General features: G+C 55.6%; 9 protein-coding genes, 2 tRNA genes and 3 rRNA genes. 4 read left to right on the top strand and 10 right to left on the bottom strand.

Features of this window, described 5'->3' with window-relative positions; translation table 11 throughout:
• The first annotated feature begins 39 nt into the window (after positions 1 to 39).
• The gene (locus HWX74_RS20465) at positions 40 to 708 is read left to right on the top strand and encodes a prepilin-type N-terminal cleavage/methylation domain-containing protein (RefSeq protein ID WP_176012914.1); all 669 of its coding nucleotides are present in this window, start codon (positions 40 to 42) and stop codon (positions 706 to 708) included.
• A 56-nt stretch (positions 709 to 764) separates the two neighbouring features.
• Positions 765 to 3,845, top strand: a complete 3,081-nt coding sequence (locus tag HWX74_RS07295; RefSeq protein ID WP_176012913.1) for a hypothetical protein — start codon at positions 765 to 767, stop codon at positions 3,843 to 3,845.
• Between the two features lie 87 nt (positions 3,846 to 3,932).
• Here HWX74_RS07295 and HWX74_RS07290 read toward each other — a convergent pair whose 3' ends face one another.
• A complete protein-coding gene (locus HWX74_RS07290; protein ID WP_176012912.1) occupies positions 3,933 to 5,462 on the bottom strand; it encodes a beta-N-acetylhexosaminidase in 1,530 nt (509 codons plus the stop codon).
• A gap of 214 nt (positions 5,463 to 5,676) precedes the next feature.
• On the opposite strand from HWX74_RS07290, the gene HWX74_RS07285 reads away from it, so the two are divergent.
• Both HWX74_RS07285 and HWX74_RS07280 read left to right on the top strand, forming a co-directional pair.
• Entirely contained in the window at positions 5,677 to 7,140 is a 1,464-nt protein-coding gene (locus HWX74_RS07285; RefSeq protein WP_176012911.1) for an MATE family efflux transporter, read from the top strand.
• 2 nt (positions 7,141 to 7,142) lie between these two features.
• Positions 7,143 to 8,012, top strand: coding sequence for an aldo/keto reductase (locus HWX74_RS07280; RefSeq protein ID WP_176012910.1), 870 nt, complete (start codon positions 7,143 to 7,145; stop codon positions 8,010 to 8,012).
• Positions 8,013 to 8,020: 8 nt separating this feature from the next.
• Here the strand turns inward: HWX74_RS07280 and thyX are convergent, their stop codons facing one another.
• The 9 genes from thyX to rpsD all read right to left on the bottom strand — a co-directional run bounded on the left by thyX (position 8,021) and on the right by rpsD (position 19,103).
• Positions 8,021 to 8,701, bottom strand: coding sequence for an FAD-dependent thymidylate synthase (thyX, locus tag HWX74_RS07275; protein ID WP_176012909.1), 681 nt, complete (start codon positions 8,699 to 8,701; stop codon positions 8,021 to 8,023).
• Positions 8,702 to 8,716: 15 nt separating this feature from the next.
• Positions 8,717 to 11,065 carry a mechanosensitive ion channel family protein gene (locus HWX74_RS07270; RefSeq protein ID WP_176012908.1) on the bottom strand — a complete coding sequence of 783 codons (2,349 nt, stop codon included), beginning with the start codon at positions 11,063 to 11,065 and terminating at the stop codon, positions 8,717 to 8,719.
• Between the two features lie 25 nt (positions 11,066 to 11,090).
• The gene (gene mnmE, locus HWX74_RS07265) at positions 11,091 to 12,446 is read right to left on the bottom strand and encodes a tRNA uridine-5-carboxymethylaminomethyl(34) synthesis GTPase MnmE (RefSeq protein WP_176012907.1); all 1,356 of its coding nucleotides are present in this window, start codon (positions 12,444 to 12,446) and stop codon (positions 11,091 to 11,093) included.
• 182 nt (positions 12,447 to 12,628) lie between these two features.
• A 5S ribosomal RNA gene (gene rrf / locus HWX74_RS07260) occupies positions 12,629 to 12,743 on the bottom strand.
• Between the two features lie 119 nt (positions 12,744 to 12,862).
• A 23S ribosomal RNA gene (locus HWX74_RS07255) occupies positions 12,863 to 15,790 on the bottom strand.
• A gap of 125 nt (positions 15,791 to 15,915) precedes the next feature.
• Positions 15,916 to 15,992, bottom strand: a tRNA-Ile gene (locus HWX74_RS07250).
• A gap of 38 nt (positions 15,993 to 16,030) precedes the next feature.
• Positions 16,031 to 16,107, bottom strand: a tRNA-Ala gene (locus tag HWX74_RS07245).
• 388 nt (positions 16,108 to 16,495) lie between these two features.
• A 16S ribosomal RNA gene (locus HWX74_RS07240) occupies positions 16,496 to 18,004 on the bottom strand.
• The 16S, 23S and 5S rRNA genes sit together here with 2 tRNA genes alongside, the layout of an rRNA operon.
• 496 nt (positions 18,005 to 18,500) lie before the next feature.
• On the bottom strand, positions 18,501 to 19,103 hold the full coding sequence (rpsD, locus tag HWX74_RS07235; RefSeq protein ID WP_176012906.1) for a 30S ribosomal protein S4: 603 nt from the start codon (positions 19,101 to 19,103) through the stop codon (positions 18,501 to 18,503).
• Positions 19,104 to 19,291 lie beyond the last annotated feature (188 nt).

The following is a 19,291-nucleotide window of genomic DNA, read 5'->3' as shown; positions in this document are numbered from 1 at the left end:
AAAAAATAATCTGAACTTAAGAAAAAGGAGCTGTTGAAAATGAACCAAAAGAAAAAATTCACACTGATCGAACTGCTCGTCGTCATCGCGATTATTGCCATATTGGCCAGCATGCTGCTGCCGGCGCTGAGCAAAGCGAAAGCCGCCGCCATGGCGATCAAATGTACCAGCAACCTGAAACAGATCGGTCTGGCGGCCCTGATGTACGCCGATGAAAACGACGACTACGGGCCGCTCGGCAAATTTAAAGACTCCGGCGCCTATTATTACTATGAATTGGCGCCGACCCTCGGCGTGCCGCAATTGAGTTTTACCGATCCGCAGATTCAACAGACGCCATTTTACTGCCCGACCTTTGTCGGCGGAACCGGCCGCACCGATTATTACGGTCTCAGTTATGCGATCAACTATTATATCTGCGGGGAAGTCGATCCGTCCGGCAACCTGACTGCGGCCGGAGTGCCGCTGACCCGGGTGACCAAGCCGTCCGAACGCGGTTACCTGTTCGAGGGAGACGGGGTTCCGGTGATGACCAACAATACCGCCCAGCCGGATGCCGGTTATGTCCGCCGTCACGGCAACGGCCGGGTTTCCAATGTGCTCTTCGTCGATGGCCATGTCGATAAATGGTCGCGGGAAATCGGCTTCTATGTGGACGGCAATACCGACACGGACATCCTCAGCGACTGGGGCAGCGTGACCAATTGACAAGCGCCCAACAGCAACGATTGAAGAATCTGATTATTCGACAAAGGTTTCGACGGATGAAAAAGATATTGGCAACGCTTCTCTGCGGCGGCACCCTGTTCCTCGGCGCCCAGGAGCCGGAAGTATATCAAACACTGGCAACCCATTGCAGCTGGCCGGCCGGCCGACAGCCGGAACGCCGGCCGGCAGCAGTTCCGGTGACGCCGAACGCGACGGAGGCCGAACGCGGCTTCCGTCTCGGAGTAACCGGCATCAGCACCACGCCGCAGCCGGATTTCGACTGGCCGGAACCACCGGAAGCGCCCTCGATCCGTTCCTTTCAGGCCAAAGGGGAATTGCGCCGCTGTTTTCTGGTTCTGCGCGGGCTGGAGGATTTCGACCAGGTAAATGTACAAGCCGGCACGCTTCGCAACGGAAACGGCCGGGAAATCACGGCCGAGAATTTCTTCTTCCAGCGGGCGGGACATTACGGCGACCGGGACCGTTGGGAAGACAGCCGGATGATTTTTCTGACCGCCGACCAGCCGTGGCGGCTGAAAACTGGCGATACTTTGTTTATCCTGGTCAACTTGTACGTTCCGGAAGCGGCGCAATCCGGCCTGTACCGTGGGGAATTCACCGTCACGGCGGACGGGCGGACGGCGCCGGTCCCGGTGGAGCTGGCGGTGCTGGATTGGGATTACCAGACTCCGGAAGGAGCCTGGGGCATGTATATTCCCGGCGACTTTTACGGTCCGGATCGCGGCGAATTCAAAAACATGGCGCCGGAATGGTGGACGGCGGAAAATCTGGAGCTCTACATCCGCTATTTGAAAAGCCGCGGTTTCAACAGTCCGGTGCTGTTCCACCTTTACGGGGAAATGGCCTGGGTGGACAATCAACCGCGCCTGAAACTGCCTTTTCTGGAACGGATCGCCGATTTGATGACCAAATACCGGATGACCGGACCGCTCGGCGTCGATGTGCGCAATATCAGCTGGTACGCCTACGCGGCAGCCCGCAAACTGAATGCGCTCGGCGTCGAGCAAGTGGATGGCGATCTCGGCATTTACGGCCCGGACGGGCTCAATATCGGTCATACCGGCGAAAAGGATTATCCGGAATCGAGCAAAAAGATTTTCGCCGCCTTCCTGCACGAACTGGTCCGGCAGCACCGCGAACACGACTGGCCGCGTTTCATCTACTGCGCGGAAGAGGAAATCGGTTATCCAACCATCAAAACCATCGGTTATGAGGCCTTCAATCCGACGCTGCGCGCCGTGGTCGGCGATGAGGACACTTTCCTGATCGACAACGCGATCGGTTATGCGTTCGATTCGATCGACCGCGGCGCCCGCGACCATCTGCGAATCCGTTCCTACAACAACTGGACCGAAGAAGGGTTGGAAAATGCCCGCCGCGATCAGGCGCATATCTGGTACTACAACGGCGGCTGGAATCGAAATTTCGCCATTTATCTGATTCGGATCGGCGCGACCGCCTACCACCAATGGGCGGACGCCTGGCAAACCGGCGGACCGTGGATTGAGACGGTGATCGGCGCCGACGGCCTGTCGCCCTCCATTGGCATTGAGCGTACGGCGGAAGGGCTGAGCGATCTCTTTTACTTCCGGGAGCTGGAACGCTACCTGGCCCGCTGCCGGGCGGCCGGCTTGCCGGTTGCCGCCGAACTGCAGAAACTGTATGATGAACTGTTCACCACCCGGCCGGTAAATTCCATCGAATACGCCACCACGGCAACCGGCTTGACCGATCAGGTGCTGGACCGCTATCGCTGGCAATGTGTTGAAGCGATCAATCAAGCCCGGCTTGCGCTGGGGGAGCCGGCAATCTGGACGACCAATCCTCCGGCGGCCAAGCCGCAGTTAACCTGCCGCCTGACGCCGTTGCATCAGAATGTCGATCCCGGCGGCCGCCTGCTTCAAGCCGTTGAAATGGATCAGGCGATCAACCTGGACGGCAGGCGGCAGGAAAACATCTGGCAGCGCCGGGAAAATCAAACCGACCGTTTCCGCTGGAGCAAGGCAAAGGAAGCCCAGATGCGGGCGTTGGCCTCGTCGGAAGAAGAGTTTCAGCGAATGGAACCGCCGAGCGGCGCCAACTGCGCAGTCGCCTATGACGACCGGGGACTCTACCTCTGGGCCGGCGGCAACCATGTCGACCAGAAGAATTGTTCCCTGGACGACGACGATCCGAATCTGTGGTCGGAAAATAACTTTGAATTTTTTTTCCGTTCGGATAAAAGCAAACCCATTTATCATCTGATCGTCTCGGTCAGCGGCAAACGGGTGATGTTGCGCGACGGTCAGGTACAGAAATCGGGCACGCGGGTCGTTACCGCCGCCCCGTTGAACCCGAGCGGCGGCGTCGGTATGGAAATCTTCATTCCATGGACGGATTTCGGTCTGTCGGAACCGCCATCAAAGGGAACGCTGTGGCAATTCAACGTCTGCCGTGCGTTCCACACGCGCAACGAACTGAGTTCCTGGGCGCAATTCGAAGACAGTTTCGGACTGGCCGACGGTCAACTGGCTTTCGCCGGTCCGGCCGCGGACGGCGCGGCGGAATTCCGGCTCAACTCCGGCTTCTATCCGGGCCGCAACCGGCTGGCCGGCACAATCGAACTGAAAACACCCGAAACGGAGGAGAATTTGACTCTGGCTCTGTTCGATCCGGCCAACAATCAGGTCGCTTCCCAGCCGTTCGATCCGGCGCAACCGGACATCGCGCTGCCGTTCCAGGTGCCGGAGACGATCACCGCCGTTCAAAACTGGCGAGTGGCACTCCTGGCCGGCGATCGACAGATTGCCGCCGTTCCGGTGATCATCAATCCGGCGCCGACCGCCCTGGCGGTAACTCCGGATGCTCTGACGATGGTCTCCGCCGAAAGTGCCGAATTGACCATCCAACCCTGCGTCGGAGAGCTGGAATTGGCCCGGTCGCCGCTGACGGCAACGCTGCTGGATGCCGCCGGCCAGCCGGTCGCCGCCGAAACGCTGCCGTTGCCGCCCGGCAAAAGCAAACTGCAGTTCGAGCTGCGGCATCTGCCCGGCGGCCGCTACCGCCTGCAGCTCGGCTTGCACGGCAAATCCGGAGCGGTGGAAATCCCGTTGCATCTCTACCAGGGACCGTTTTGACGGCCTGCTTTGAACTTGAATCCCGGAAAATGACGGAAAAATCCGTCATTTTCCGGGATTTTTCGCGGCAACAGACGCACCCGGCCATCAATCCAGCGGCCGGTATTTCACGCCGAGACGATCCAGCCGGCCCAGATGATGCCGCAAACGCGTCTGAAACTCTTCCCAGCGACAATGAACCGCCGGCGTCCACAGCCGCTCCGCCAACGCGCAGCCGCGCGGAAAAGCCATATAATCCAACTGATCCTGGTCGGCGATATATTCGGTCCAGAGCTGCCCCTGGCCGCCGAGGATTTTTTCCGTCATCTCCGGCGTCGCACCGGCCGGAAACACTTCCAACTGATACGCTTTCTCCAGCGGCAGATCACCGCCGATGTTCAGCGGCTCGGTTTCCGGGTTGCCCTGGCAATAATCCAGATAAGCGTAGTAAGCATTGCAGACGATCGTTTCAAATCCCCGCGCCATCGCCTCTTCGCCGCACTCCGGATTACGCCAACTGACGATCACCTCTTCCGGTGAAATGCCGCCTTCGAGCACCTCGTCCCAGCCGATGATCCGCCGGCCGTGCCGGCAGACGAAATTCTTGATCCGCCGAATGAAATAGCTCTGCAGCTCACTCTCGCTGCGCAGACCCAATTCGGCCATCCGCTCCTGAACCCGGCGGCACTCCTCCCATTCCGCTTTGGCCGCTTCGTCGGCGCCCAGGTGGATATAAGGCGACGGGAAAAGCTCCATCACTTCCTGCAGCACATTTTCGATGAAAGCAATGGTCTCCTCGCCCGGGAACAGAATATGGCTGCTGATGCCCCAGATGCAGCGCACTTCATGCCGCCGCTCCGGGTAGTTGCCCAATTCCGGATAAGCGGCGACCGCCGCCTGCATATGGCCCGGCATATCGATCGCCGGGACGACGAGGATGCGGCGGCGGGCAGCGTATTCAAGGACAGTGCGAATCTCCTCCTGCGTGTAGAAACCGCCATGCGGCGTATCGTCGTACCGGCGCGGACGGGCATAAAAACTGCCGCGCAGCGTATAAGCCCGCCTGGAGCCGACTTCAGTCAGGCGGGGATACCGTTTGATCTCCAGCCGCCAGCCCTGGTCGTCGGTCAAATGCCAGTGCAGCACGTTCAGGCGATGCAGCGCCATCAAATCAAGCAGCCGGCATACTTCCGAGACCGTGAAAAAATGACGGGAAACATCGAAATGCATGCCCCGCCAGCGACAGAGCGGTTTGTCATCGATGGCGCAGCCCGGCAGTCGGCCTTCGGAACTGTCCATCAACATCTGACGCAAAACCTGCACGCCGCGGGCGACCGCCTGCGGCGTATCGCCGGTCAAACGGATGCCGTCGGCAGCCACCCGCAGCCGATAATGTTCCGACGGCCAATTTGCCGCGGCTACGAGGTCGGCGGCTTCCAGAATCACATCGCCGGCCGCCGCCTTTCCGGAATCGATCCGCCATTCCCGGCCGGTGGCGGCGGACAAATATTCCGCCAGCAGCGCGGCTTCCGGCTCCAGTTCCGCCGGCGCGATAATTTTCGACCCGCCGGCGGGTTCCCAGTTCTCCGCCAATGCCTGAAACTCCGTCGGGCGCGGTAACAACATGCAATCGGTCATTCTTCCCTCCGAATTTGGACAAATGAAAAGTTTGAGCTTAAATATAGCCATGTTACCAGGGACATACAAACACACTTCCGACAAATTCATCGATTCCCGGCCGCCTGTTTCGATAAATTTTTATCGAAATGTGAACCAACATTAAAGTAATCCGAATTATCAATGCTATATTATAATTCGAAATTCATTAATAAATTTCAAACGATGAAAGACCATGCCCAATAAAACCGAACGGCTGGGGCGGGAGCCGATCACCCCGCTGCTGCTGAATCTGGCGCTGCCGTCGCTGGCCGGCCTGCTGATCAGCAATTTATATTTGATTTTCAACCGCATTTTCGTCGGCCAGGCAGTCGGCTCGCTGGGTCTGGCGGCGATGAATGCGACGATGCCGATTTCGATGATCATTTTCGCCATCGCCATTTTGATCGGGCGCGGCAGCTCCGTGCTCTACTCGATCGCCCTCGGAGCGCGCAAATACGGAGAAGCGCAGAAATTATTCGGCTTGAGCATGGCGCTTTTTTTGAGCGCCTCACTGCTGATCACCGTCGGCGGCCTGCTTTTTCTGGACGATCTGCTCTACTTTTTCGGCGCCACCGACGCGGTCCTCAGCTACGGCAGAAGCTACCTGTCGATTTCACTGCTGGGCACGCTGTTCATCATGCTGGGGTTTCAAAACAACCTGATCCGGGCGGAAGGCTTTTCCGGACTGGCGATGATGACGCAGTTGATCGGCGCCGGCCTGAACGTGGTGCTGGACTATTTCTTCGTCTGGCATTTCAACTGGGGAATGTCCGGCGCGGCGACGGCGACGGTCATCTCGCAGGGCGTTTCTGCACTCTGGGTCATGTATTTCTTCTGGAGCGGCCGCAGCGTCGTCAGCCTAAAATGGAAATACATTCAATTTTTCGGCTGGAAACGGCTTTACCTGGTTTTGTACAACGGCTGTTCGCCGTTCGCCATCAATGTCGCCGGCAGCGTCATCTGGGCGGTCCAGAACCGGATGCTGGTCACCTACGGCGGAGAACTGGCGATGGCGGCATTCGGCATCATCCTGACCGTCAATCAGTTCCTCTTCACCCCGCTGTTCGGCATCTGCATGGGTATGCAGCCGATCATCGGCTACAACACCGGAGCGGGAAAATACAAGCGGGTGTTGGAAACCTTCTATAAATCCATCGGGCTTTCGGCAATCTTCGCCATCGGCCCCTATATTTTCGTCCAGATATTCGCCGAACTGGTGATCCGGCTGTTCACCGACCAGAATCAGGACCCGGAACTGCTGAAAATCGGCGTTTACTCGATGCGCCGGTTTCTGCTGCTGATGCCGCTCGGCTGCGGAACGATCCTGGTGTCACAATATTTCCAGAGCATCGGCCGGGCGCCGGTCGCCCTGTTGATCGCCATGCTCCGGCAGCTCCTGCTGCAGTTGCCGCTGACATTCCTGCTGCCGCAATTCTTCGCCTACAACGGCGTCATTCTGTCCGGCCCGGTCAGCGACACGCTGGCTTTCGTCATCGCTTTCTTCATTATGCGGCATGAATTGAAGCGACTGCACCGCCTGGCCGCCCGGGAGGAGTTGTTGAAAACCAGCCGCAGCAGCCATACGCATGAAATCATCCTGAATCAGGCTTCCGGGCCACCGGCCGGAATGATCGACGAAACAACGGAAAGGAATTGAAGATGACAATTCCCTGGAAAACGCTGAAGAACGGTTTTTCGATGCCGGTGCTCGGCCTGGGCACCTGGATGCTGGGCGGCGGGGAAAGCCGCGATTGCCATGACGGCGGGGAAGCGGCGGAGGCGTCGTTGCGCGCCGGGCTGGAATCGGGCTACCGGCACATCGACACGGCGGAAATGTATGCGGCCGGTTTCGCCGAAAAACTCGTCGGACGGGCCATTCAGGGATTTCGGCGCGAAGAACTTTTCCTCACCTCGAAAGTGTGGAAAACCCATCTGGCTTACGATGCCGTTTTAAAAGCAGCGGAAGCATCGCTGCGGCGGCTTGAAACCGACTATCTGGATCTTTACCTGATCCACCAGGTCGCGCCGGAAATGCCGCTGTCCGACACCATCCGGGCACTGAACAGGCTGATCGACGACGGACTGGTGAAACACATCGGCGTCAGCAATTTTGCGGTTACCCGCCTCAAGCGGGCCCAGCAACTCTCTTCCCACCCGTTGGTGGCCAATCAGGTTCATTACAATCTGACGGTCCGGGAAGCCGAAGTATCCGGGCTGACCGACTACTGCCGCCAGCAGGATGTCATGCTGATTGCCTGGCGGCCGCTGCAGAAAGGAATGTTGAGCGGCGCGGCCGCGCCGCTGTTGACCGAACTGGCGGCCCGATACGGCAAAACGCCGGCCCAGATCGCCTTGAACTGGCTGGTGCGGCAGCCCAATGTCGTCACCATTTCGACCATGCGCAGCCGGGAGCACCAGCAGGCCAACCTGGCGGCGCTGGGCTGGTCGCTGGAAGCCGGCGACGAACAGCGCCTGAGCCGCGAGTATCCCGGCCAGCAGCCGGTTTCCGATGCGGTGCCGCTCAGTTGAACGCCGGCTTACCAGCCAAAATAAGCGGCGACATTCGGGACGATCGGTTTGATCAACCGTTTGATGGCGACGGCATATTCCCGGATTTCCCATTGGGCATGTTCGCTGTCGCGCAATTCCAGGAAATGCAGCAAATTGCTCAAATCGACCGTTCCCCAGAAAGTGACCATCATATTTTGCGGCAGCACGCCGCGGGCCTGTTCGCGGCAGACGCCGGCAGTCAGCAGTTTTTCATAAAGCGCCAAACTGGTCTGGTTGTGGCGGCGAATCTGCTCAATCAGAGCGCCGTCGTCAAATGACGGATCATTGACGGATGCCTGACGGTTGACTTCGGCCTGACGGCGAAGGGTCGGAGGGGTATAGAATTCCAGGTCGATTTCAGTATAGCGCCGGGAAATTTCGTTGTAGCTCCAGGTCCGGTGGCGATGCCACTGGCCGCGAACGAACAGCGGGCAGTGGATGCTGAAGGTGAAGACGACATGTTCCAGCGGACTGGTGTGTTTGTTGGCGATCAGGTAGTGGAGCAGCGTGACGTCACGCTCTTCCATCTCCTGCTTCAATTTGCCGAAAGAAACGCGCGCGGCATTGACGATCGTCGCTTCGTTGCCGAGGTGATCGATCAGGCCGACCCACCCCTGGCCGTTCAGAACCTTGACATGATCGGCCGGCGGAATGTTGAGATGCTGCATAAATATGATTCTCCTTTAGTTTCCGGTCAATATACTCTGACTTTGGCCGCCAGGCAAATTGAGATTGACGTCCAGTTGATCAAACGGGATGGAAACGCCCCGTTCCCGAAACAACGCAAAGACCTTTTCCCGGTATTGGGAACAGACCTCGGTGCACAGCAGCGCCGGCAGCCAGACGCGGACGGTGAAATTGACGCTGCTGGCGGCGAACTCGCTGCACAGCACTTCCGGCGCCGGATACGGCTGAATCATTTTGATTTCGCCTGCCGCTTCCAGTAGGATATCCCGCACCTGCTTGAGGTCGGAATCGTAGCTGACGCCGATGACGATATCGCGGCGCATCAAAGTATTGTTGCGGGTCCAGTTGCGGAAATCCTTGGACAACACCCGGGTATTCGGCAGCGTGATGACCGAGCCGTCCCAGGTTTCCACCACGGTGGCCCGGAAGCTCACCGTTTTGATCTTGCCGAAAATACCGTCGAATTCGATGACATCGCCGGGCCGCACCTGCTGCCCGACCAGCAGGATGATGCCGCTGATGAAATTTTCCAGCACCTCTTTCATCGCGAAACCGATTCCCATGCTCAAGCCGCCGAGCACCACCAGGATGCTGGAATAGTTGATCCGGATCAACAGCATGACGAACAACACATAAAACGCCCAAGCCAGATAAGTTCCCAAGGTGACGAAAGAAGGCACGACGCCGAAATCGGCCGCTTCCTTATAGATATTGCGCACCAGCTGCTTGCAGAAGGAAATCAGAAAGCGTACGACGAAAACCGCGATGACGGCGATCACCAGTTCCTGGAAACTGAAACGGCAGACATCCGGCGGCAGCGGCAAATCGCGTTCCAGATAGTTCTGCACCCAGTCCTGCAAATGATAGGTGGTGGTTACCATCGAAATGATATTGTAAAACAAAGAGAGCCACAGGAGCGGCAACCCCAGGTGGGACAGGGCATTGTTCAGAAATTTCCGCTCCAGATGGGCATGCCGGACCCGGATGACCATTTCCGTGGCGGCAATACCGGTCAGGAACTGGGCGATGATCGTGAACCACAGCAAAATCATCGTAAAACCGATGTAAGGCAGTCCGATGACGGCCAGATAACCGGCGATGCCGTTGACGACGATGGTCAGCCAGCCGATCACCGTATCCAGCAGCGGAAACGAGTTGCGGCACAATTTGATCGCCGTCCAGAGCATGACCGCCAGGCACAAAGGCGGCAAGACCAACACCAGCGGCCGGTAGGGAATCAGCAGAATATACAATAAGATGGCGAACGTGTTGCCCAGGAATACCGGAAAATAAAGCCGGTAACAGCGGCGCATCGCTTCGCGGTCGATGCGGAAGGCCATCGCGAAAATCAGCAGCGCCAGCGAGCCGAGCAACACGCTGACCTGCTGAAACGGCGCGCCGGTCGCATTGCCGAGCAAATTCCTGGCCAATGCAAACGACAGCGAAGCGCCGAGCAAAAACCAGCCAACGGCAAAAGCGCGCAACTTCCGGTATTTGTCCGGAAACGGAGTCTGCTGCAGCAGCCACGGATAGACGTACCGCCGGCCCAGCAGCAGCATCGGCAAATTGACCAGCAGCGCCAGCAGCACGAAATAACTCCAGAACTCATAGCTGGTCGGCACCAGCGTCGGCACCAATTCCGGCAGCGACAGCAGCCAGAATTTCATCGTCATGATCGTGTAGGGCAATGTGCTGAAAAACCCTTCCTGCGGCGTGGAAAACACTTCATTGATCGCCCGGAGCCGATTTTTTTCGCTCGTCTCGAACAAGGCGTCCAGACGCAGGGAAATCGGTTTGGTAAGCGCTTCGAATTCCGTCAACAGTTTCCGGCTGTCGGCAATCTCAAGTTTGAAGCGGTTCAACTGCGCCAGACAATCCAGCCGGATGCTTTCCCGTTCCGGCGACAGTTGCCGGTTGCCGAAAGTTTCCAATACCGTCGTCAAATTGGCGGCCCGGCTCGCCATCGACAGCAGTTCGCTGTTCAAAATCGCCAGCAGCGAACGGGTCGCGTCGAATTCCTCTTTCAAATCGTAGACCTGCTGGCCGATCAGCGTGATATCCAACACGTCGGCGTTGGAATAAGTATCGATTTTGAATTGCAGATAGTCGATCTTGTTCTCCACCTCCCGGCAATAACTTCTGAGCAGCTCCGCCTGGGACTGAACGTTGCTCTGCAAATCCTGCAGCAGCTCCTGTTCGCGCACCAACTGGTGCTGGTATTGCGGAATGGCGACACCGAGATTGTTGCCGCTCAAATTCATCGCTTCGCTGGTTTTGAAAAAAAGTGCCAGCGCCCCGAGCAAAATCAGCAGCACACACAAAATCAAACCGATTTTTCGACGCATATGCCCATTCCTGTGAAATTTTTACTCACTTGCCGATACAAAAACGGCTGAAGATATTTTCCAGAATATCCGGGTCGGCCTGCTCCCCGGTCACCGCGCCCAATTCATCGATGACCGCACGCAATTGGACACCGGCCAATTCCCAGCAGCCCCGCTCCAACTCCCGGACCGCTTCCGGCAGCAGGGCGACGGCATTCTCCAGCAGATGCTGTTGGCGGGCATTGACCGCCACCTCCGGTTCTTCGTCGTGCCTTCCCTGCCAGACCAGCTCTTCAAAAGCGTCGAGCAGCGCAGCGATGTTACGGCCGGCGGTAACGGAAATCCGCACCGTCGGCACCCCGGCCCCGGGCAGCTCCCGCTCCGGCACCAAATCGATCTTGTTCCAGACGGCGATTACCCGGCTCATCCGGCCGACCTGCCGCGTCAATTCCGCCAGCTCCTGCTGCGGGTCGGCGTCGGCGGCATCAAGCAGCCAGAAAACGATCTGCGCCTGCTCCAAGGACTGGCGGGAACGGTCGACGCCGAATTTTTCGATCGGATCGACCGTCTCGCGAATGCCGGCGGTATCGGTCAGACGCACCGGAATATTGCGCAGCACCACCTGTTCTTCCAGCGTATCGCGGGTGGTCCCCGGAATATCGGTTACAATCGCCCGGTCCTGTCCGAGCAACAAATTCAGCAGGCTGGATTTGCCGGCATTGGGCTTGCCGGCCAGCACCACCCGGACGCCATCGCGCAGAATACGGCCGGATCGGCCACCGTCACAAAGGCGTTGCAGGTTCGCACGCATCTCCTGCAACCGAATGCTGCACTCCTCCGGCGAACGCCAGTCCAGTTCCTCCTCCGGGAAATCCAACCGGGATTCGCATTCCGCCAATAAATCGACCAACTCCCGCCGGACCGCCCCGATCTGCCGGCTCAAAGCGCCGGCCAACTGGCGTTCCGCCAGATGCAGCGCCGTATCGCTATGGGCATTGATCAAATCACAGACCGCCTCCGCCTGGGTCAAATCCAGTTTGCCGTTGAGAAAAGCCCGGAAGGTGAATTCCCCCGGCTCCGCGGCGCGGCAGCCGGCCGCCAGCGTACAATCCCAGGCGCGTTTCGCCGCGCGCGCCCCGCCGTGGCAATGCAATTCGACCACATCATCGCCGGTATAGCTGTTCGGGCCCGGCATGTAAACCAGCAAGACCGGCTCTCCGGCGCTCCCGGCAGTCACCAGGGCGCCCAACAGCATTTTCCGGGCATGTCCCGGCCCGGGCGTCACCCGGCCGCTCCAGACCCGGCAACCGACCGCCAGCGCCTCCGGTCCGGCAATGCGCACGACGGCGATGGCCCCGCCAATCCCGGTAGCAATTGCGGAAATCGTATCGACCGTATTCATTCACTATCCAAACGTTTCAATTTTTCCTATAAGATATCGCCACTTGGGGGAAAAAGAAAGTCTCCATTCGGTTTTACTAGCCGAGCGTCGTGTGGCGTCCAGTTTTTTTTGGAATGTCGAAACGAAAAGACCCCCTTATGCATGCCGGGTGCGACCGTAATGCCAAAGGGGGTAAGATAAAGATCCGGCGTCGTGCTACTCTCCCACACTCGTATGTGCAGTACCATCGCCGCAGAAGCCCTTAACTACCGTGTTCGGGAAGGGAACGTGTGTTTCAACTTCGCTATGGGCGCCGGAATAAAAAATCAATTTAAGAAGAGTCTGAATGAAGCGAGCAACTCATATAAACAACTGAGTCTTGCAACTTTTTCGGCATAGCTCCCCTTTTTTTTGAAAGGGAAACGATGAAGAAAAAGGTGGTTAAGCCTCACGGCTGATTAGTACTGCTAAGCTGAACTCATTGCTGAGCTTACACCTGCAGCCTATCGAGGTTGTAGTCTTCAACCTGCCTTCAGTCTAAAAGAAGGGATATCTTGTCTTCGGGCGGGCTTGGCGCTTAGATGCTTTCAGCGCTTATCCGTTCCCAACATAGCTACCCGACAGTGCCGCTGACGCGACAATCGGAACACCAGAGGTTAGTCATTCCCGGTCCTCTCGTACTAAGGAATGCTCCCGTCAAATATCCTGCGCCTGCGGAGGATAAGGACCGAACTGTCTTACGACGTTCTGAACCCAACTCGCGTACCACTTTAATCGGCGAACAGCCGAACCCTTGGGACCTTCTACAGCCCCAGGATGTGATGAGTCGACATCGAGGTGCCAAACAGCGGCGTCGCTATGGACGCTTGGCCGCTATCAGCCTGTTATCCCCAGAGTACCTTTTATCCGTTAAGCAACGACGATTCCACATTCCATCGCTGGATCACTAGGCCCTGCTTTCGCAACTGTTCGACCTGTCGGTCTTACAGTAAAGCACACTTCTACCCTTACGCTCTGCACACGATTGCCAACCGTGTTGAGTGTACCTTCGGGCTCCTCCGTTATGATTTAGGAGGAAACCGCCCCAGTCAAACTGACCCTCTGACACTGTTCCCTGACCGGCTTCACGGTTCGGGGTTAGATATTCAATTACAACAGGGTGGTATTTCACCTGTGGCTCCACCGGTACTGGCGTAGCGGCTTCACAGCCTCCCACCTATGCTACACAATCATAACCAAATACCAATATCAGATTACAGTAAAGGTTCATGGGGTCTTTCCGTCCTTCCGCAGGTATCCGGCATTTTCACCGGAATTACAACTTCGCCGAGATCCACGTTGAGACAGTGCTGGCATCGTTACACGATTCGTGCAGGTCGGAACTTACCCGACAAGGAATTTCGCTACCTTAGGACCGTTATAGTTACGGCCGACATTCACCAGGGCTTCAGTTTGAAGCTTCGCTTGCGCTAACCTCTCCCCTTGACCTTTTGGCATTGGTCACGTGTCACTCCCTATACATCCTCTTACGAGTTAGCAGAGAGCTGTGTTTTTGTTAAACAGTCGCACCAGCCTCTTTGTTGCAACCGTCGCAGGCTTGGGGAGCAAGTCCCTACACCATGACGGCACCCCTTATTCCGAAGTTACGGGGTCAATTTGCCGAGTTCCTTAACGTGGTTTCTCTCGCGCACCTTAGGCTTCTCGCCTCACCTACCTGTGTCGGTTTACGGTACGGATACCTGATCATCAAACGCTTAGAAGTTTTTCTCGTCAGCGTAGCATCGATAAATTCGTCGAAACTTGCGTTCCAACTACCTTACACCTCTGGGGCATATGTGATACGCATTTGACTGTATCACGCCTTAATGGCTTCGACCAACACTTTCAATCGTTGGCTCATCTAGCATACTGCGTCGCTCCATCACTACGATCAGATAGTACAGGAATATTAACCTGTTGTCCATCGACTACGCCTTTCGGCCTCGCCTTAGGGTCCGACTAACCCTGGGCGGACGAACCTTCCCCAGGAATCCTTAGGTTTTCGGTGACCGGAATTCTCATCCGGTTTTTCGCTACTCATGCCTGCATGGTCACTTGTATAAAGTCCACCTCCGATCTCTCATCGGCTTCTACCCATATACAACGCTCTTCTACCACTGTAACAATTGTTACAATCCGCGGCTTCGGTTTTAAGCTTCAGTCCCGATCATCTTCGGCGCAGAATCACTCGACCAGTGAGCTATTACGCACTCTTTAAATGATGGCTGCCTCTAAGCCAACATCCTGGCTGTTTATGCAACTCCACATCCTTCAACCACTAAGCTTAAATTTGGGACCTTAACCGGCGGTCTGGGCTGTCTCCCTTTCGACAATGAAGCTTATCCCCCACTGTCTGACTCCTGCGGTACGATTTACGGTATTCGGATTTTGATAGTTGTTGGTACCCCGGTAAGGGCCCGCGAACAGTCAGTGATCTACCCCCGTAAATTATTGCGCAAGGCTATCCCTAAAGATATTTCGAAGAGAACCAGCTATCACTGGGTTTGATTGGCCTTTCACCCCTATCCACAGCTCATCCAAACATTTTTCAACATGAACTGGTTCGGTCCTCCACTCCGTGTTACCGGAGGTTCAACCTGGCCATGGATAGATCACCCAGCTTCGGGTCTACTCCAACGAACTAGTCGCGCTATTCACACTCGCTTTCGCTTCGGCTCCGTTCTTAACTTAACCTCGCTCGTTAGAGTAAGTCGCAGGCTCATTATGCAAAAGGCATGCGGTCGCTTGCGCTCCCACACTTTGTAGACACATGATTTCAGGAACTTTTCACTCCCCTAACAGGGGTGCTTTTTCACCTTTCCCTCACGGTACTATTCGCTATCGGTCACTGGCTAGTATTTAGCCTTGGAGGGTGGTCCCCCCGGATTCAGTCAAAGTTTCACGTGTTTCGACCTACTTGGGATACTCCTGGATACTCGATCATTTTCGCTTACGGGGCTTTCACCCTCTATGGCGGAACTTTCCAGTTCCTTCTGCTAACCATCGTTCTCTCCAGACGGAGTCCCGCAACCCCGAAAAGTAAACTTCTCGGTTTAGGCTATTGCGCGTTCGCTCGCCACTACTTGCGCAATCTCGGTTGATTTCTTTTCCTTCAGGTACTGAGATGTTTCACTTCCCTGAGTATCGCTTCGACAACCTATTTATTCAGTTGCCGATGACTGGACATTACTCCAGCCGGGTTGCCCCATTCGGACATCTTCGGGTCACAGCCTGAGTGCGGCTCACCGAAGCTTTTCGCAGCTTACCACGTCCTTCATCGCCTGCCAGTGCCAAGGCATCCTTCATGTGCCCTTAGTAGCTTAACCACCAAGAAAAACAATTTCTTGTTCTCGACTAAGTTGTTAATACATATTTTTTGCGGCTTTTCTTCAAGACTCTTCTTCAATTGTCAAACAACCGGCAGCTTTCGCTGCCTGAACCAGAGGAGTTATGGTGGGCGTACTTGGATTTGAACCAAGGACCTCGTCCTTATCAGGGACGCGCTCTAACCAACTGAGCTATACGCCCGTCGCCGAGCTTCCCGGCTTCTCTGGTAAATCTTTTTATGGTGGAGCTAAAGGGACTTGAACCCTTGACCCCCTGCGTGCAAGGCAGGTGCTCTAGCCAACTGAGCTACAGCCCCAATTCTGCATGGGGAAACGGGGAAGAGAGGAAAACTTTTTGAAAAAAGCTTTTCCCCTCTTCCCCGAACCCCTTCTTCCTTTTCAAAAACTTCTATACGCTCGACTTGCTACGCAATTCGAGCTCCGTTTTGAATGGAAATCGTTTCCGGCGAACAGAATGAAAAACTTTCAATTCCAATCTTCATCCCTGGAATTTCTTCCAGAACTACCATCTTTTTTTTAACCAACCCTGCGCTGCCGCGCAACGTCTGAAAACTGAATAGTGCGATGTAACTTCTTTTCTCGATCCGTTTTACCGGATCCATATGACTTGCGTCATACGTTTAGCCTTATCATTCGGCTCAAACGCCCGGTGATTTACCGGACTCGCCAATGATTGCTCCTTAGAAAGGAGGTGATCCAGCCGCAGGTTCCCCTACGGCTACCTTGTTACGACTTCATCCCAGTCATTAACCACACCTTAGGCGCCTCTCTCCTTTGCAGGTTGAGTCAACGATTTCGGGTGCAATCAACTCCCATGATGTGACGGGCGGTGTGTACAAGGCCCGGGAACGTATTCAAGGCGTCGTAGCTGATACGCCTTTACTAGCGATTCCAACTTCATGCAGTCGAGTTGCAGACTGCAATCTGAACTAAGACCGGTTTTGTAGATTCGCTCCCCCTCGCGAGTTTGCTTCTCATTGTACCGGCCATTGTAGCACGTGTGCAGCCCTGGACATAAGGGCCATACTGACTTGACATCATCCGCGCCTTCCTCCTGCTTAACACAGGCAGTCTCATCAGAGTCCCCAGCTTAACCTGTTGGTAAATGATGACACGGGTTGCGCTCGTTGCCGGACTTAACCGAACACCTCACGGCACGAGCTGACGACAGCCATGCAGCACCTGTATACCCGCCCCGAAGGGAAGAATGCTTTCACAATCCGTCAGGTATATTTCAAGCCCAGGTAAGGTTCTTCGCGTTGCCTCGAATTAAGCCACATGCTCCACCGCTTGTGCGGGCCCCCGTCAATTCCTTTGAGTTTTAGCCTTGCGGCCGTAGTCCCCAGGCGGTCAACTTAACGCGTTTGCTTCGATACGGAAGGGACTAAATCCTCCCACATCAAGTTGACAACGTTTACGGCGTGGACTACCAGGGCATCTAATCCTGTTTGCTCCCCACGCTTTCGTCCTTCAGAGGCGGTTGCTGCCCAGTAAGCTGCCTTCGCTTTCGGTGTTCTTCCAGATATCTACGCATTCCACCGCTACACCTGGAATTCCGCTTACCCCCCCAGCACCCCCGTCCATCAGGCTTCAGGGCAGGTCGGGAGTTGAGCTCCCGGATTTCACTCCGAATTTAACAAACCTCCTACGGACCCTTTACGCCCAATAAATCCGAACAACGCTCGCCACCTACGTATTACCGCGGCTGCTGGCACGTAGTTAGCCGTGGCTTCCTCCCTCGGTACCGTCAGTTTTTCGTCCCGAGTGACAGCCGTTTACAATCCGAAGACCTTCATCCGGCACGCGGCATTGCTCCGTCACGCTTTCGCGCATTGCGGAAGATTCTCGACTGCAGCCTCCCGTAGGAGTCTGGGCAGTGTCTCAGTCCCAGTGTGGCTGACCATCCTCTCAGACCAGCTACCCATCGTTGCCTTGGTGGGCCGTTACCTCACCAACTAGCTAATGGGACGCGAGCCCATCCTCAAGCGATAAATCTTTCGTTGCAATCCCATGCGAAATCACAACCACATTCGGTATTAGCACCCGTTTCCAGATGTTATTCCCAACTTGAGGGCAGGTTACTCACGTGTTCCTCACCCTTTCGCCACTCATACCCGAAGGTATGCGTTCGACTTGCATGCCTAATCCATGCCGCCAGCGTTCGTTCTGAGCCAGGATCAAACTCTCCGTAAATAAATTTTCACATCAGAAACCGAAGCCCCCAATGTTTTTCTCTTTTACGAACGTTTGATTGCTGTATTCATTTTGAACTACATTTTTCAATCAAATTTCTTGATCGGTTACATCGCACTATTCAATTTTCAAACAACTCACCGTTTCTGGCGTTTGCCGCCTCCATTAAGGCGACAGGTTTTTAATTTAACCCATTTCCCGGCGCTTGCAAATCATTTTCGCAAGTTTTCCGGAAAGTTTTTTCTCAACCAACCGCTCGGCTCCACCTCTCGCCTTCACCGGAAATCGGCTTCAGCATACCGGAACTCCGAGCGCATGAGTTTTAATCTATACCATTTTTCTGTTCTTGCAAATATATCTGTCCGATTTTTCACAACTTTTGTTCCTCTAATCGGCTGAAAATCGCTATTTTCGACAAATTCGATCCGCAAAACCACAAAAAATCCCCGATTGACTCAACCGGGGATTCTTCAGAAACACAATGCACCGTTAAATTTTAACGGGCATAGTACTCGATGACGCTCATGATCTGGACGCTGACCGGAATTTCTTCGACCTGCGGCACCCGGGTAAGGGTGGCGGTCAAAGCTTCACGATCGACCTCCATATAGGGCGGCACGACACAATTGCTCTTCTTGGCGGTTTCGGCGACAGCCGGCGATTTGTCGGCTTTGATCGAAATGACCGAGCCTTCTTTCACCTTGTACGAAGCACGGTCAACCCGTTTGCCGTCCACATAGATGTGGCCGTGGGAAACATACTGCTTCGCCGCGAAAATCGTCGGCGCAAAACCGGCGCGGAACACCAGCGCATCCAAACGCTGCTCCAGGCTGCGGAACAATTTCTCATGGGCCTGGCCTTCCCCCTGCTTGGCTTTGGCGTAAGCAATCTGCAGTTGTTTCTCGCTGATCGCGTAATGCAGCCGCAATTTCTGCTTTTCCAGCAACAGTTCACCATAGGTGGACAGTTTGGAGCGGCGGCCTTTGCCGTGCGGGCCGGCCGGATAGGGACGCTTGGCGCTCGGACACTTCGGATCATTCCACAAGCACTGCCCGATCCGACGGCAGAATTTGTGCTTTGCTCGACTTGCTGTTGTCATGAAATATCCCTTTCGTTGACAATTTTGATTTTTTGCCAGAATACAGGTGTCAAGCATTTCTGATAAATGGGGCCTGTATCGCCGGTTGTTTTCAAAAAAACAATAATTAAAATAGTTCCAGACTGGCGATTTGCAAACTGCAATGGTATTTTTAATTCATAAAAACCCGTCATACCGGAAAGGATTGT

It is taken from the genome of Victivallis sp. Marseille-Q1083 (assembly GCF_903645315.1).
Lineage (GTDB): Bacteria > Verrucomicrobiota > Lentisphaeria > Victivallales > Victivallaceae > UMGS1518.
This window is presented reverse-complemented; position numbering and strand designations above follow the sequence as displayed.

Bases quoted from the DNA above. Each gene is read 5' to 3' on its own strand.
- mnmE (WP_176012907.1), bottom strand. From the start codon at position 12,446: ATGAATACGGTCGATACGATTTCCGCAATTGCTACCGGGATTGGCGGG.
- HWX74_RS07280 (WP_176012910.1), top strand. From the start codon at position 7,143: ATGACAATTCCCTGGAAAACGCTGAAGAACGGTTTTTCGATGCCGGTG.
- HWX74_RS07270 (WP_176012908.1), bottom strand. From the start codon at position 11,065: ATGCGTCGAAAAATCGGTTTGATTTTGTGTGTGCTGCTGATTTTGCTC.
- rpsD (WP_176012906.1), bottom strand. From the start codon at position 19,103: ATGACAACAGCAAGTCGAGCAAAGCACAAATTCTGCCGTCGGATCGGG.
- HWX74_RS20465 (WP_176012914.1), top strand. From the start codon at position 40: ATGAACCAAAAGAAAAAATTCACACTGATCGAACTGCTCGTCGTCATC.
- thyX (WP_176012909.1), bottom strand. From the start codon at position 8,701: ATGCAGCATCTCAACATTCCGCCGGCCGATCATGTCAAGGTTCTGAAC.
- HWX74_RS07290 (WP_176012912.1), bottom strand. From the start codon at position 5,462: ATGACCGATTGCATGTTGTTACCGCGCCCGACGGAGTTTCAGGCATTG.
- HWX74_RS07295 (WP_176012913.1), top strand. From the start codon at position 765: ATGAAAAAGATATTGGCAACGCTTCTCTGCGGCGGCACCCTGTTCCTC.
- HWX74_RS07285 (WP_176012911.1), top strand. From the start codon at position 5,677: ATGCCCAATAAAACCGAACGGCTGGGGCGGGAGCCGATCACCCCGCTG.